The organism is Prevotella sp. TCVGH, from assembly GCF_023522295.1.
In the GTDB taxonomy this organism is placed as follows: Bacteria; Bacteroidota; Bacteroidia; order Bacteroidales; family Bacteroidaceae; genus Prevotella; species Prevotella timonensis.
Window position 1 is genome coordinate 25492 of the sequence record NZ_QFFX01000015.1, and the last position, 16089, is coordinate 41580.

Genomic DNA, 16089 nt, shown 5'->3' on the forward strand with positions numbered 1-16089 from the left:
TCAAGCGTACTAATTTCCTGTAGACAAATAAGAAATAAATTCTAACAACTAAATCTATTTTATCTAAACAAAGGTATGAAACCTAAGACTAAAAAAACACTTCTAACAATGATGCCATGGAATAAGCTGTTTCTTGTAAGTGCATTGTTGCTGATTTCATTGGCAGGTTTTTCTCAAAATCAAGTCATCAAGTTGCAGAAGCGTGAGGCAACTCTCAAGACCATGATTACTGCCATAGAAAAACAAACAAATAAGTCTGTTGATTACGGACAGAATGTAATGAATCTTAAAAAGGTGGTGAGAGTAAGTGCTACCCAGATGAAGCTATCCGACTTGTTGAAGGAGCTTTTTATGGGCACCAACATAGAATATACCATCACCGACCGACACATTTTAATCAGTCAAAAGAACAAGCCTCAGACACAAAACACCCTTCAAAGTGGTGCAACGATTCGTGTAAAAGGACAGGTGACAGATGAAAATGGCGAATCGCTCCCAGGCGTTACGGTGAGAGTGAAGGGCAGCAAGAATGCAACTGCAACCGATATTGATGGAAACTATAGCCTCAATGTTCGTAGCAATGATATACTCGAATTCTCGTATGTTGGATTTGCTACTCGCGAATTCAAGGCTTCTGATGTCACCTCTACTACCGTCTTAAGCGAAAGTTCCAAACAACTGGGTGAAGTGGTAGTAACGGCTCTCGGTATCAAGCGAGAGGAGAAAGCTTTGAGCTACAATGTACAACAAGTAAAGAGTGAAGAACTAACTCGTAACAAGGATGCCAACTTTGTCAACTCGCTCAATGGTAAGGTGGCAGGTGTAAGCATTACCAAAAGTGCCAGTGGCGTGGGTGGTGCCACACGTGTGATTATGCGTGGTGCAAAATCTATCGAAGGCAGCAATAATGTGTTGTATGTAATAGATGGTATCCCCTTGTTCAATTTCAATGGAGGTTCTGACAGTGGTGTTTTAGGAGAGGGACGTGTCAGCAGTGAAGGCATTGCCGACTTTAACCCCGAAGATATTGAGAGCATCAACGTTTTGGCAGGTCCTTCTGCCGCTGCCTTGTATGGTAGTAATGCAGCGAATGGAGCTATCCTCATTACCACTAAAAAGGGTAAAGAGGGCAAAATGGAAATATCCTTCTCGTCAGCAGCCGATTTTAGCTCTCCCTTGCTCATGCCTAAATTTCAAAACACTTATGGTAACAAAGCAGGGTCTTATGAGAGTTGGGGTGAAAAGCTTGCAACGCCCAGTTCGTACGACCCTGCAAAAGACTTCTTCCGTACAGGTACTAACTTTATCAACTCATTGACCCTAAACACAGGTAATGAGTATAATCAAACCTTTGCATCGGTAGCTTCCACTAACTCAAAGGGCATTGTGCCAAACAATACGTACGACCGATTGAACTTTACTGTTCGCAATTCTTCAAAACTCTTTGGTGGTAAGGTTCAATTAGATTTAGGCGCATCGTACATCAAGCAAAAAGACAACAATATGGTATCTCAAGGTGAGTATTGGAATCCTATTGTTGCTGCTTATTTGTTCCCACGTGGTGAGTCGTTCGATGCTATCAAAACGTTTGAGCGTTACGACAACACACGAAACTTCCCATTGCAGTATTGGCCCATATTAGATGGTAAATTTGCTAATCAAAACCCTTATTGGACAGCTTATCGTAATTTAGCTCCTGATGATAAAGACAGATATATGTTCAATGCAGGCCTCACTTATCACGTCTTAGATTGGTTGGATCTTGCTGGTCGTGTTCGTTTTGACAGAACTTTTATGACGAGCGAACGAAAAATCTACGCTTCTTCATACGATGTGTTTGCTAAGTCAAAGGGCGCATACGATTATTATAATTATAAAGATCATCAAACCTATGTCGACTTTATTGCCAGTATCAACAAGCGTTTTGGAGACTTTAGCTTAGCTTCCAACATTGGTTACAGCTATTCTGATTATGGCTCACTCACCAGAGGCTATGGTGGTAATCTGACGTTAGTACCCAATAAGTTCTCTTTGACGAATATCGATCCTACCGACAGTAAGATTCGTGAGACTGGTGGTGATAGCAAGGTGCGCAATGTGGCAGCCTTTGCCAGTGCCGAATTAGGCTACAAGAGTATGCTCTATCTTACCCTAACAGGCAGAAACGATTGGAATTCGCGCTTGGTTAATTCTTCTGAAGAGTCGTTCTTCTATCCTTCAGTTGGTTTGTCAGGCATCATTTCTGAAATGGTAAAATTACCCAAAGCCATTTCTTATCTCAAAGTAAGAGGTTCGTTCACCGAAGTAGGTTCTCCTGTATCACGTTCGGGTATGACACCGGGAACCATTACAACGCCTATTTTGGGAGGTAGCTTGAAATCAACCGACATCTATCCGTTCACCGATTATAAGGCAGAACGTACAAAGTCGTATGAGTTTGGTTTGACGGCACGGTTTTTCAAAAAGTTATCTTTCGACTTCACATGGTACAAATCAAACACCTACAACCAAACGTTTATCGGTGAATTGCCAGAAAGCTCTGGTTATAAAGCCGTATATCTACAAGCAGGAAATGTGGAGAACCGCGGTGTGGAGATGACCTTGGGTTATCATGACAACTTTGGCGAGTTAGGTTGGAACTCTTCGCTTACCTATTCGCACAACAACAACGAAATTATTGAGATGGTGAAAGATTACACCCATCCTTTGAGTCCTAAACCCATAAATATCCCACAAGTGTCTAAAGATAAAGGGCGTGTTATCTTAAAGGTTGGAGGTTCTATCAACGACATCTACGCAAATAAGTTCTTGGCTAAAGACAATCAGGGCTTTATCAATGTTACCTCTTCTGGTGGCTTCAACGTAGAGAATGTAGATCCCGTGTACCTCGGTAAGACCACCCCAGATTTTACGATGGGTTGGAACAACTCATTCTCTTATAAAGGCTTCGGACTAAGCTTCTTAATCAATGCACGTGTGGGTGGTGTTGTTACTTCTTCTACACAAGCATTGCTCGATAAGTTTGGTGTGTCGCAAGCCTCTGCCGATGCTCGTGATGCTGGTGGTGTGCTAATTCCAGAACAGGGAGTGTTCGATGCCAAAAACTATTATAACTTGATAGGTACTGGCGAAACAGCCTTGGCTGGCTATTATACCTATAGTGCAACCAATGTTAGATTGCAAGAGTTAACTTTCAGTTACAGGTTTAATTCTCGTTGGTTCAATAATGTGGTGAAAGATTTAACACTCTCGTTTGTGGCTAACAATCCTTGGATGATTTATTGCAAGGCACCTTTCGATCCAGAGGTGACTCCTTCTACAGGTACTTATGGACAAGGAAACGATTACTTCATGCAGCCCAGTCTGAAGAGTTATGGATTTAGTGTAAAATTTAAATTCTAATCAACTATGAAATTTCTAAGATATAAACAATATATGATAGGTTTATTGGCTTTGTCATTGTTTGCTTCGTGCGACTTTGAGAAAATCAATACCAACGAGTTCGAGATGCTTCCCGAAGAAGGTAAAATGGACGGTATCTCTGTCGGTGGTCCTATAACAGCTTTGCAAAAGTGCGTAGTACCTGTTGGTACACAAGACGACGGAACGAATGTTGCCAACGAATATCAAGTAGCTTATCATTTGGCTGCCGATTGTTGGAGTGGTTACTTTGCCCAAAACAACAACTGGAACAGCGGTCGTAACAACTTAACCTATTTCTTGATGGACGGTTGGGTGTCGGCATCGTACACTTCGGCATATACCAAAGTGATACCGTTGTGGCAAGACATCAAGATAAAGACCGAGAAAGACTTCCCAGAGGCTTATGCTTTGGCACAAATTCTCAAAGTATCTACTTGGCATAAGGCTACTGATATGTTCGGCCCCATTCCTTACAAAGAGGCTGGAAAGGGACTTATTAGTGTACCTTACGACAGTCAGGCAGACGTGTACAAATGCATGTTTGAAGATTTGACGAATGCCATTGGCGTGCTAACAAATGCTCTCGAGCATGGTACTACCAAATTATTGCCCAATGCCGATGCCGTATATGGAGGCAATGTAAAGAAATGGATAGTCTATGCCAACTCCTTAATGCTTCGCTTGGCGATGCGTGTATATTATGCCGATGAGGCGATGTCAAAGAAGTATGTACTGCAAGCGGTGAACAATCCTTACGGTGTGATGCAGTCTAAGGGCGATGAAGCAAAAATGGAAAAGGGTGCAGGACTTACCTTTATCAACAACATTGAGATTTTATCGAACCAATACAATGAGTGTCGCATGGGTTCATCGATGCAGGCTTATTTAGGTGGATACGAAGATCCACGACTTCCCAAGTACTTTACAGAGTCTGAAGCTTATTACGCTCAGGACTTGGGACAATACGGAAAATACCTGGCAGTACCAACTGGTAACATTACGGAGCAGAACGATGTATATAAAATGGCGTCAAGACCCAATGTAACCAAGACAACCGCCACTTATTGGATGCGCGCCTCTGAAGTGTATTTCCTTTTGGCAGAAGCAGCGTTACATGGCATTTCTGTCAACGGTTCTGCTGAAGACTTGTATCGCAAGGGTATTGCCATGTCGTTCGAAGAGAATGGCATTCCTGCCAATGAGGTAGACAACTATATGAACTCTGGCCGTACACCGATGAAATATGAGCTAAGTATGTGGTATCCTAACGTGAATGTTTCAGAGCCTCCAGTTACAAAAGCTACCGTAAAGTGGGGTGGCAGTAACGAAGAGAAGTTAGAGAAAATCATGATTCAAAAATGGATTGCATTGTATCCTAACGGACAGGAAGCTTGGAGTGAATATCGTCGTACGGGCTATCCAAAGCTACACAAGGTAATGGCGAATTACAGCAACGGTGAGGTTGATACCAATATCGGTATTCGCAGAATGCGTTACCCTGCCAATAGGGCTACATCTGATGAGGACAAGCAGAACTTGGACAAAGCGCGTCAGATGCTACGTGACGGACAGGATAAGGCTGGTACTCGCCTGTGGTGGGATAATAAGAATAAATAATATACTTAAAATTGAAAAATAATGAAACGTTTTAAATATCATCAACTATTTCTCGCTCTTGCGATAGGAATGTTCATGACCTCCTGTAGTGATATGTTAGAACCCGAAGCAAAAGAGTTTGACCATGTAGGTGGTTATAACACCATGAACAATGAGCAGAGCGAACAATATTACGCTGATTTAAGAGCTTATAAGAAAACGGCTAATAATTATGGTCGCCCTGTAGCATTCGGTTGGTATTCTAACTGGTCACCAGCAGGCACTTACCGTAGAGGCTATCTTAGTTCGATGCCCGACAGTATGGATATTGTGTCTATGTGGAGTGGTGCCCCTAACAGATTTCAAATCACACCTGCACAAAAGGCTGACAAAGAGTTTGTGCAAAAAGTGAAAGGAACCAGACTTTTGGAGGTTACCCTGCTTTCATACATCGGAAAGGGTAGAACTCCTGATTATGTGTACCACGAAGTGGAGAAAAAAGCAGAACAGGAAGGTTGGAGCAAAGACGAGAAACGACTGAATGAGGCAAAGAAACAAGCTCGTTGGAAGTTCTGGGGTTACAATGGCAAACGTGGATCGGAAAGCCATAAACAAGCGTTGGCAAAGTTTGCGAAAGCACTCTGCGACTCCTTGGTTGCTAACGATTGGGATGGTTATGACATCGACTGGGAAATAGGAAGTGGTGTCTTTGACATGGATGGAACTTTAGAAACCAATGAAGACTTAATTTATTTGATTAAGGAAATGAACAAGTATATTGGTCCAAAGAGTGACCCGGAGGGCAATGGCCACAAACTAATTTGTATTGACGGACAATTCCATGGTCTAACCAAAGCCTTGGATGGCTATGTTGATTATTGGATTGCACAATCGTATGGCTGGGTGCCCAGTTTGGATTACTATGATTTCGATACCAAAAAACTGATTATCACAGAGAATTTTGAATCGAGTTTTAGTAGTGGTGGTAAGCTGTTAAAACAGGCAGCCTTGATGCCAACCAACGGATGTAAAGGTGGTGTAGGTGCTTATCGTTTTGACAACGACTACGACAATACGCCTAATTACAAGTGGATGCGCCAAGCTATTCAGATTAACCAGAAGGTTTATAATGAATGGAAAGCCAACCAAAAGAAAAAGTAAGTTTAGTGAATCATCAAAAATGAGATAACAATGAAAAACAAACATATATGTCGTTCTCTTTTAATGGGAGGGTTAGCCCTCTTGTTAGGAGCATGCAATAATGAGAGCGAAAGTGATTTGCTCGCTGAAAAGGTTTACTTCGAGAGCAGTGAATATCAGGTAACGATGAAAGAAGAAAAAGATGTCATGGATGTAAATATCACCTCTCGTCTTAGTAATCTTCTGTCGTCGGATGTGAATGTATCGTATGAGGTAGCAGAAGAGTCATTGGTAAAAGAGTATAATGCGAAGCATGGTACAGGCTATTTACCGTTCAATGCACAAAATGCGAAAATAAACACACCGCAAGCTGTGATTGAAGCAGGTGCGACGCACGCCAAACCAGTGGTACTTACCCTGTCTGGATTGAATAGTCTTGAAGCAGGAAAGTCTTATATCTTGCCTGTTCGAGTAAAATCAAGTAGCGTTCCTACAGTGGCTGGTGAGGATATAGAATATGTTATTTTAGCGAAACCAATCTTAATTAACAAGGTGGGTACGTTCACAAATCACTATATTTCTGTAAAATTCCCAGCAGGAACTTTCTTTAAGTCGTTTACCTATGAGGCTTTAGTTTATTCTACAGGTTGGGGATCGAATAATACCATTATGGGTTGCGAAGGTATCATGATATTACGCGTTGGTGACGAAGGCGGCGGCATTAGTAGAGGTATTTTACAAATTGCAGGAAACCAGCATTACGAATCACCTGACAAACTGCCCGCAAACAAATGGTGTCATGTCGCCATCACTTACGATCAACCTTCTGGAAAGACTGTTCTGTACTTGAATGGTACCAAGTGGGCTGAGTCTACTTGGAATATTGCTGGCTTCGATCCTAATAAGGATGTAGGCTTTAACATTGGTAAGTTGGCAGGATTCCCTTGGGGCGAACGTCCATTCCGTGGTTATATGAGCGAATTGAGAGTATGGAGTGTAGCTCGTACCGACAAGCAAATCAAACAATTTATGTTAGGAGTAGATCCTAAATCAGACGGACTTGAATTGTATTATAAGCTTGATGGCTCTGAGAAAGTCGAGGGCGATATCATCAAAGATGCAGCCAAGAATTTGGATGGTAAGACAAACGGTATTGATATTGCTCCCTTAAATGAACCGATCTCTATCAAATAATTTTTGAGAGTGACATAAAACGTAAAAAGGAGGTGCGCGCATGGTCGTTCACCTCCTTTTTAATGTGCTTTCTTATCTACACATGAAAACCATTATTCTTTCCTTGTCATCATGTGAAGTCTACAGATAATCACTTTTAAGGTTGTTTTTGTGGAAAAGTCAACTTAATTTCTTATTTTTGCGTGTAGATATTTATGTAGAACATAAAAAATGAGAATATGGAACTTATTGTATTTCTGGTATTTTTAGCAATAGCCTTATTAGGCTGGGGATGTGGTGCTTTGCACGATAAAGTTTTTAATTATCAGCCTCTGCCTGAAGAGCATGTCGATGATTCATCTGCTGCGCACGAAGAGTTGAGTTTGCGAGATATCTTGAAAACCAACAGTATAAAAGGTTATCAAGCGATTTAATTTTTTTGCTCAATATGAAGCTGGTGGGGATTGTCCCAATCCATTCTATTTTGCAGAATAACAAGAATTTAGGGGAAATCCTACGGCTCATGGGGAAATTCCCTCTTGAGGTTACGAAGAGTTTTTGTATATTTGTATCGTGCGTCGAGTGTGATTCTATACTCCGTCTATAAATCAAGAAAACATGAAAAAAAACTTACTTATTTCGTTGGCTATCCTCATTGTATGCAGTGGTTGCGGTACTTATGCGGGAAGTGGAGCTTATGCAGGTTCCTCTTTAGGGTCGATATTGGGGAGTGCTATTGGAGGAATCTCTGGAGGCCCTCGTGGAAGTGATTTAGGAACGATAATTGGAATGGCAGGCGGTGCTGTGGTTGGTGGAGCTATCGGAGCAAATGCAGATAAAAAGCGAGAAGCTGATTTAGACCAGTATCAACGAGATAAGGAGATAAGAGCGCAGAAGAGAGCGCAACGCCAACAAATCAAGAAGCAGAAACAAGAAAACATGTACGATTATCAGCGAGAGGGTTGGGACGCAAGTGGATATGACGAAACAAACAGTGGGGATGACCGTCTCTTGGATTTTGAGAGACAAGGCGATGAAGATTCACTCATGATTCAGTATCCAACGAAGAAGACTCCTGCCACCTCCAGCGTAGAGAAGTTAGCCAAAGGTCTCACTTATGCGCCAACCATGGAAATTAGAAATGCACGACTGATAGACCAAAATCAGGATGGAGCCATATCGCGAGGGGAGGTTTGCAGAGTGGTGTTTGAAGTTTACAATCAGGGTACTCAGACTTTATATAATGTCGAACCGATAGTTTTAGAAACTACCAACAACAAGCATCTTACCATTTCCCCGAGTGTTCGTGTAGAACAAATCGAACCGGGTACAGGAATCCGCTATACTGCCATGGTGAAGGCTGACAATAGAATAAAGTCGGGGCGTGCAAAGATATGCGCCACTGTGGTGCAAGGAGGTCGTACGATTTCGAAAGTTTGTGAGTTTGATGTCATTACGAAGAAATAAATCGAAGTAAACCACAATTTCAACGAATGACATAAATATGTCAATGAGCGTACGTTTCAATAACGAATAACGCCAACTAAACAGCGATTGTAAAATTGGTGGTTCACTGTATGGAATGATAATTATTGCTGAATTTTCTTTACAAAGTGCCTCTCATAACTCGCGTGAAAACATCCAACGATAAAGTTGGTCGCAAATACGCGAGTTATGAGCAAGTTTCATAATCCGTTGTTATTTAATTCGTTATGCTTACGGTGTCGCTTTTCTTTCCTATTTTTATCACTTTTTGGCAGTTAAAGCATTGAGATAAGCCTCCTATTTGCATGCTTTAATGCTCCTGAAGCATGTGAATAACACCTCTAATACATGTTTCCAAGACCGTTAAATCAATGTTTTGATTAAAAAAACCGTTTATTTTGTTAAAATCAGCCCATTTTTGTTGGGTGTTTGCCTATTGATTTTTTCTATTTTGAAGATTTTAGATGGCCGTTTTTTGGTAAAATTACACAACAAAAATGTTATTTTGAGATTGCTGTCGTTGTTCAGTTGTAATAGCCCTCAAATGTTACGCAAGGGGAGTCGTAACCGCATTGTGGTAGGGGAGTACGGCTCGTGTGTCCACCCAACCAAGATGTAACATCAATTCAATTGGCGTTTGATTGGCCGCACGAATCGTGTGCCTCTGCGCCTCAGCACAAGCAATATGTTGGTGTTTTTCATACCTTCCTTTGTACATTAACAAGTCAATATTTGTTTGGGGAAATCGTGCTGTATAGGCATAATCCCGTTGTTGGTATGTTAATAAACGTTTAATCTGTAAATTTCTGTTTGGAAAAATTTGCTAAAATTGAAGGTTTAGTTTATTTTTGCAAAATACGATTATTCAACAAACGCTTATAGTTTATTTCGTAATGAGGAGTTTGGACTTTTGTAGTGTTTGTTTTTATTCGTAAAAGTTATGAATAATAAGTGAATGATTTGAGAAGACTTTAACTTAACAATGAGGTTATGAAACAAAGATTAACAATGTTGCTTGTAAGTTTGTTTCTCTGTGTAGGTTTGGCTAATGCCCAGACACAGATCAATGGTACTGTTACATCCGGCGATGATGGGCAGCCAGTGATTGGAGCATCGGTCATGATCACAGGAACAAAGACAGGCGTGGTAACTAACGTAGATGGTAAGTTCTCGCTTACCTCTACCAAGAAAAATCCTATGATTACGGTTTCGTACATAGGAATGAAGTCACAAACCCTGCGCGGTACGCAAAACATGCAGATCGTATTGCAATCGGACGCACAGAAAGTAGACGAAGTAGTGGTGACTGGTATGCAGAAGATGGACAAGCGTCTCTTTACTGGTGCGGCTACTAAGGTGGATGCCGAAAAGTCCAAACTTGATGGTGTTGCCGACATCAGCCGTTCACTCGAGGGACGTGCCGCAGGTGTGAGTGTCCAGAATGTGTCAGGAACTTTTGGTACGGCACCGAAGATACGCGTGCGTGGTGCTACCTCTATTTATGGTAGCAGTAAGCCTCTGTGGGTGGTCGATGGTGTTATCATGGAAGATGTCACAGAAGTCAATGCAGACCAGTTATCATCTGGAGATGCTGCAACGGTTATTTCATCAGCCATTGCAGGTCTGAATGCTGACGACATTGAGAGCTTCCAAATCTTGAAAGACGGTTCCGCCACCTCTATATATGGCGCGCGCGCTATGTCAGGTGTGATTGTTGTTACTACCAAAAAAGGTACAGCTGGTAAGACACATATTAATTATACGGGTGAATTTACCATGCGTTTGAAACCCAGTTATAGTCAGTTCAATATCATGAACTCACAAGAGCAAATGGGTATATACAGAGAGCTTGAAGCCAATGGTATGATTTCATTTGGTCGCACTCATCGCGCATCCACAAGTGGTGTGTATGGCAAGATGTACCAATTGATGAACACATACGACCCCACCACAGGCAAATTCTTGCTTCCAAACACAGAAGATGGAAGAATAAAGTATCTGCAAGCGGCCGAAATGCGCAATACCAATTGGTTTGACGAGTTGTTCAGCAACGCTGTATCAATGAATCACTCCATCAGTATTTCTTCGGGAACAGAGAAGGCACAGTATTATACCTCTTTCTCTATGATGAACGACCCCGGATGGACTGAACAGAGCAACGTGAGACGATACACCTTCAGCACCAATGCATTGTACAACATGAGCAAGCACTTGTCGCTCAATCTGATTGGAAATGCTGCTTATAGAAAGCAAAAATCACCGGGTGCCATGAACCAGCATGTGGACAATGTGACAGGAGCCGTGACTCGCGACTTTGATATCAACCCTTATTCTTATGCTATCAATACATCAAGAACGTTGGATGCCAATGAATTCTACGTTAGAAACTATGCGCCATTCAACATTCACCATGAGTTGGCGAACAACTTTAATGACTATGATGTCATTGACACTAAAGTTCAGGCAGAACTAAAATATAAGCCTATTACGAAAGTAGAGTTGGCAATGTTGGGCGCTTACAAGTTCTCTACGACAACACAAGCCAATCAGATAAAGGACAACTCTAACGTTGCTTTGGCTTTCCGTGCCATGGACGATGCCACCATGCTTTATGGCAACCAGCGTCTTTACACAGACCCTGACGTGCCTAACAGCTTGCCATTCTCGGTACTGCCCAATGGTGGTTTCTATCGCGAGACAAAGTACAAGATGAACAGCTGGGACTTCCGTGCCACAGCAAGCTATAATGATGTGTATGCCAACGACCATATTGTGAACTTGTTTGGAGGTATGGAAGTGAACAATACCGACCGTAACCGCAGCTATTTCAACGGTGTGGGTATGCAATACGAAATGGGATTGCTCGGTTCGTACGATTACAGATATTTCAAACAGTCGCGCGAAGAGAACGAAATTTACTATGACTTGTCTAACGGACATAGTCGCGAAGTGTCTTTCTTCGGAACGGGTACCTATTCTTGGAAAGGTCGCTACACCATCAACGGAACTGTGCGTTACGAGGGTAGCAACCGCTTGGGTAAGGCTCGTAGTGCTCGATGGCTGCCCACATGGAATATCTCTGGAGCATGGAACATGCACGAGGAGCCATGGTTTGAAAAAGCTTTCAAGAACAGTCTCACACATGCCACATTCAAAGCGTCTTACTCTTTGACGGGTGACAAACCTGCTGTGACCAACGCTGCAGTAATTATCCAGAGCTACAACCCTTGGAGACCATTTACAGTTGACAAGGAATCGGGACTTGAGATATGGGATTTTGCCAACGATGAACTTACTTACGAGAAGAAACATGAGCTTAATCTTGGTATGGACTTGGGCTTCCTCAACAATCGTATCAATGTTACTTTCGATTGGTATCGTCGTAACAACTATGACTTGATAGGTCCGCGCATCACCAATGGAACCAAGGGTACTATTGTAGAATATGCCAATGTGGCTTCCATGAAGTCGAATGGAGAAGAGCTTTCTATATCCAGCAAGAACATTGTGAGCAAAGATTTTACATGGAACACAGACTTCATCTTCTCTCATGTTAAGACAGAAGTGACCTCATTAAAGAATCGTCGAAACCTTATTCAGATGATTACAGGTTCTGGCTTTACGCTCGAAGGTTATCCATATCGCTCATTGTTCTCCATGGATTTCCAAGGGTTGAACGAGAATGGTATACCAACCTTTATCAATGAGAATGGTGAGAAGACTACCAGTGGCATCTACTTCCAATCTCGTAACATTGAGCATTTGAAGTATGAAGGTCCTGTCGATCCTACCTATACAGGTTCTTTGGGCAATACTTTCTCTTATAAAGGATGGCATCTCATCGTCTTTGCAACTTACGCTTTTGGAAATAAGGTGCGTCTTGACCCTGCTTTCTACTCTTGGTATTCAGACCTTGACGCTACACCAAAAGAGTTCAGAAACCGTTGGACAAAAGCAGGCGACGAGATGACAACCAACGTACCTGCCATCCCTGACTTGCGTCAACGCCAACAAGACCAAAGATTGAGCTACGCATACAATGCTTATAACCGTTCTACAGAACGTGTGGCAAAGGGCGACTTTATACGCATGAAAGAAATTTCACTGTCGTATGATTTCCCACAGCGATGGGCTAACTATTTACATTTGAACAAGGTCAACCTCAAATTGCAGGGTACAAACTTGTTCCTTATCTATGCGGACAAGAAGCTCAACGGTCAAGACCCAGAGTTCTTCAACGCTGGTGGTGTAGCTGTGCCAATGGCTCGACAGCTTACAATGACACTCAGAGTTGGACTATAAATTCCTTTAACAAGTTAAGAATATGAAAAAGATATATTTATTCCTTTCGGCAGTCTTCGCGTTGGGCATAACCTCATCATGCAATGACTATCTCGACAAATTGCCTGATGACAGAGCCGAAGTGGACAACGTGGATAAAGTCCAGAAACTTCTTGTTTCGGCTTATCCCAAACAAGACCCAACTTATATTTTTGAAATGAGCAGCGACAATGTCGATGACAACGGAACAAACTTTGGTTATTCTCCCAAAGAAGAACAACTCTACCGTTGGAAAGACGTTGAAACAGAGGGTAACGATGACCCGAAATATATTTGGAACCACTGTTACACCGCCGTGGCTTCAGCTAACCTTGCTCTTCAGGCCATCGAGAACTTGGGGACACCAGTCGAACTCAATGGTGCCAAGGCAGAGGCTTTGCTTTGCCGCGCCTACTCCATGTTCCGTCTTTCTACGGTGTTCTGCATGGCTTGGGACCCCGCAAAGGCTGAACAGTATCTCGGTTTGCCTTATCCTAAGGTGCCTGACGTGTCGGTGAACACTCGTGGTACGCTCAAGCAACTCTACGAAAATATCAATGCAGACATTGAGACAGCGTTGCCACTATTGGACGACACTTACCTTAAAGTGCCCAAATATCATTTCAACGCAAAGGCAGCTTACGCTTTCGCGGCTCGTTTCAACCTGTTTTATCTCAACTACGATAAAACAATCAAGTACGCAAACGAGGTTTTGGGCAGCAATCCATCAGGTGTGCTCAGAAACATGAACGAATATGCATCACTGACGATAGATGCATTCTCTAACAAATATATCAGCACTTCAGAGAATGCCAACTTGCTAATTCTGCCCTCAGTTTCGCGTTTAGCCCGCACAGGTTCACGTTTCAACCACAACATGACCATGACGGATTGTGAAACATTTTGGACACCCATGCCATGGGCTCCACGTGGTGGGTCTTCCAATAATTGTCTTGTGGAGGCACGCAAGCTTTATGGCAATAACCAAAAGGTTTGGATTCCAACCGTCAACGAGTATTTCGAAGTGACCGACAAGATTAACGACACAGGATTTCCACATATCGTGAGACCCGTATTCACCACAGACCAAGTGTTGCTTGAGAGAGCAGAAGCGTATGTGATGAAGAAAAAATACGCAGAAGCCTTGGCTGACATGAATGCTTGGATAACCGCACACACCAAACCAGTGCAAGGAACAGCCAAGCGACCTACGCTCACCCAAGAAAGTCTGAATAAATTCATTAACGAAGTTCCTCTCGCAAAGGATACCATTACCACTAATCGTGATCGAAGTATTAAAAAGACTTTGCACCCACAAGGGTTCACTTTGGAAGAAGGAACACAGCTCAACATGATATACATGTTGCTGCAAATGCGTCGCATAGAGACTTTCTGGCACGGCGGACGCTTCCTTGATATCAAACGTTTCGGCATCACCATATGTCACCTCTTAGATGGAGAAGACCCCATTTTCTTCAAACCGGGCGACTTGCGAGGCGCTATCCAATTGCCGCTCGATGTAATCGATGCAGGACTGGAAGCAAATCCAAGAGAAGCAAACACAAGTAAGACTCCTAAAAAATGAACACAATGAAATATATCAAAATCATCATGCTGCTGGCACTCATTGCGGTGACCAACGCCTGCAAGGAAGACGACGTTGATACAAACAACTCTGTCTTCACCAAGACTACCATGCAGCAATCAGAGTTTGACAAATGGTTAGAGGCCAATTACGCCAAACCTTATAACATCGAGTTCAATTATCGTTACGTTGACAAGCTCACCAATAACAATTATAACGTTGTTCCAGCTAACGAAAAGAACTCAAGAGCCATGTCCATCCTTTTGAAGCATGTATGGCTTGACGCTTACACCGAACTGATGGGTAAGGATTTCCTGAAGAAGAACTGCTTCCGAGTTATCCAGCTCATTGGCTCTCCAGAGTATGACGGACAAAACAAAATTATCCTTGGTACCGCTGAGGGTGGCATCCAGATTACGCTTTTCCGTATCAACAATCTTGATCTTGACAATCTTTATGTTAACCAAGACGACCCATTGAAGAGCCATCGCGACTTGCCACTTGACCTCAACTACTGGTATTTTCATACCATGCACCATGAGTTTTGTCATATCCTGACGCAGAAAAAGGAATATTCAACAGAGTATCGTACGGTTTCCGTTGGTAAATACCACACCACCGACTGGATTAACGTTTCTGACGAGCAAGCTCTACACGAAGGTTTCATCAGTGGTTATGCCAGCGAACAGTACAATGAGGACTTTGCCGAAATGTATTCCACATACGTCACCTCTACTCCCGCTGCATGGAAGAAGCTGATGAACGAGGCTTTGATTGTTCAAAAAGACCAAGACGGCAACATCCTCTATCAAAAGGACAAAAATGGCAATGATGTGTATAAAAAGGATGCGAAAGGTAATCTAATCCCATTGTATGACAAAGATGACAATCTCGTGCCAGCTACCGATGCTAAGGGTAATATCATGTGGGAGAAAGACAAAGACGGGAAATATATTTATATTCTCGACAGCAAGGGCAATCGTATCCCACGTTATTCTATCCACAAAAACGTGAAATATCAATTTGATGAAGATGGTTCCTTGTTTGCATATTTTGTGTTCAAAGGCAATGCCTATCCCGTTACAGCTCATGGTGGTGATCCTATTTACCAAGTCGACGAAGATGGGAATACTATATTTGATAAAGACGGCAACCCTGTACCAGAGTATTTCAAGGTACCTGTATTTGAGTATGAGCGCGCACCACAAGTCGACACCACTGGGCTTGATGCCATCCTTAAAAAACTTGACATCCTCAGATCATACTTCCTTAACACTTGGGGTATTGACATTGACAAGCTTCGCGACATTGTCACAAGAAGGGCGTCAGAGATTCATCAACTTGATTTGAAAACATTAAAATAAGGA

General features: G+C 42.4%; 9 protein-coding genes. All 9 read left to right on the forward strand.

What is annotated here, in order from left to right; translation table 11 throughout:
• Nucleotides 1–108: 108 nt before the first annotated feature.
• The 9 genes from DEM91_RS04480 to DEM91_RS04520 all read left to right on the forward strand — a co-directional run bounded on the left by DEM91_RS04480 (nt 109) and on the right by DEM91_RS04520 (nt 16086).
• Entirely contained in the window at nt 109–3402 is a 3294-nt protein-coding gene (locus tag DEM91_RS04480) for a SusC/RagA family TonB-linked outer membrane protein (RefSeq protein ID WP_249858141.1), read from the forward strand.
• A gap of 6 nt (nt 3403–3408) precedes the next feature.
• A complete protein-coding gene (locus DEM91_RS04485) occupies nt 3409–5040 on the forward strand; it encodes a RagB/SusD family nutrient uptake outer membrane protein (protein ID WP_249858126.1) in 1632 nt (543 codons plus the stop codon).
• A gap of 21 nt (nt 5041–5061) precedes the next feature.
• A complete protein-coding gene (locus DEM91_RS04490; RefSeq protein WP_249858127.1) occupies nt 5062–6180 on the forward strand; it encodes a glycoside hydrolase family 18 in 1119 nt (372 codons plus the stop codon).
• Nucleotides 6181–6210: 30 nt separating this feature from the next.
• Entirely contained in the window at nt 6211–7353 is a 1143-nt protein-coding gene (locus DEM91_RS04495) for a DUF1735 and LamG domain-containing protein (protein ID WP_025071477.1), read from the forward strand.
• Between the two features lie 218 nt (nt 7354–7571).
• Nucleotides 7572–7766, forward strand: coding sequence for a hypothetical protein (locus tag DEM91_RS04500; protein WP_008124599.1), 195 nt, complete (start codon nt 7572–7574; stop codon nt 7764–7766).
• 184 nt (nt 7767–7950) lie between these two features.
• A complete protein-coding gene (locus DEM91_RS04505; protein WP_249858128.1) occupies nt 7951–8799 on the forward strand; it encodes a hypothetical protein in 849 nt (282 codons plus the stop codon).
• A gap of 1008 nt (nt 8800–9807) precedes the next feature.
• A complete protein-coding gene (locus DEM91_RS04510; protein WP_249858129.1) occupies nt 9808–13119 on the forward strand; it encodes a SusC/RagA family TonB-linked outer membrane protein in 3312 nt (1103 codons plus the stop codon).
• Between the two features lie 22 nt (nt 13120–13141).
• A complete protein-coding gene (locus DEM91_RS04515; protein ID WP_249858130.1) occupies nt 13142–14722 on the forward strand; it encodes a RagB/SusD family nutrient uptake outer membrane protein in 1581 nt (526 codons plus the stop codon).
• A 5-nt stretch (nt 14723–14727) separates the two neighbouring features.
• Nucleotides 14728–16086, forward strand: coding sequence for a substrate import-associated zinc metallohydrolase lipoprotein (locus tag DEM91_RS04520; protein ID WP_249858131.1), 1359 nt, complete (start codon nt 14728–14730; stop codon nt 16084–16086).
• Nucleotides 16087–16089 lie beyond the last annotated feature (3 nt).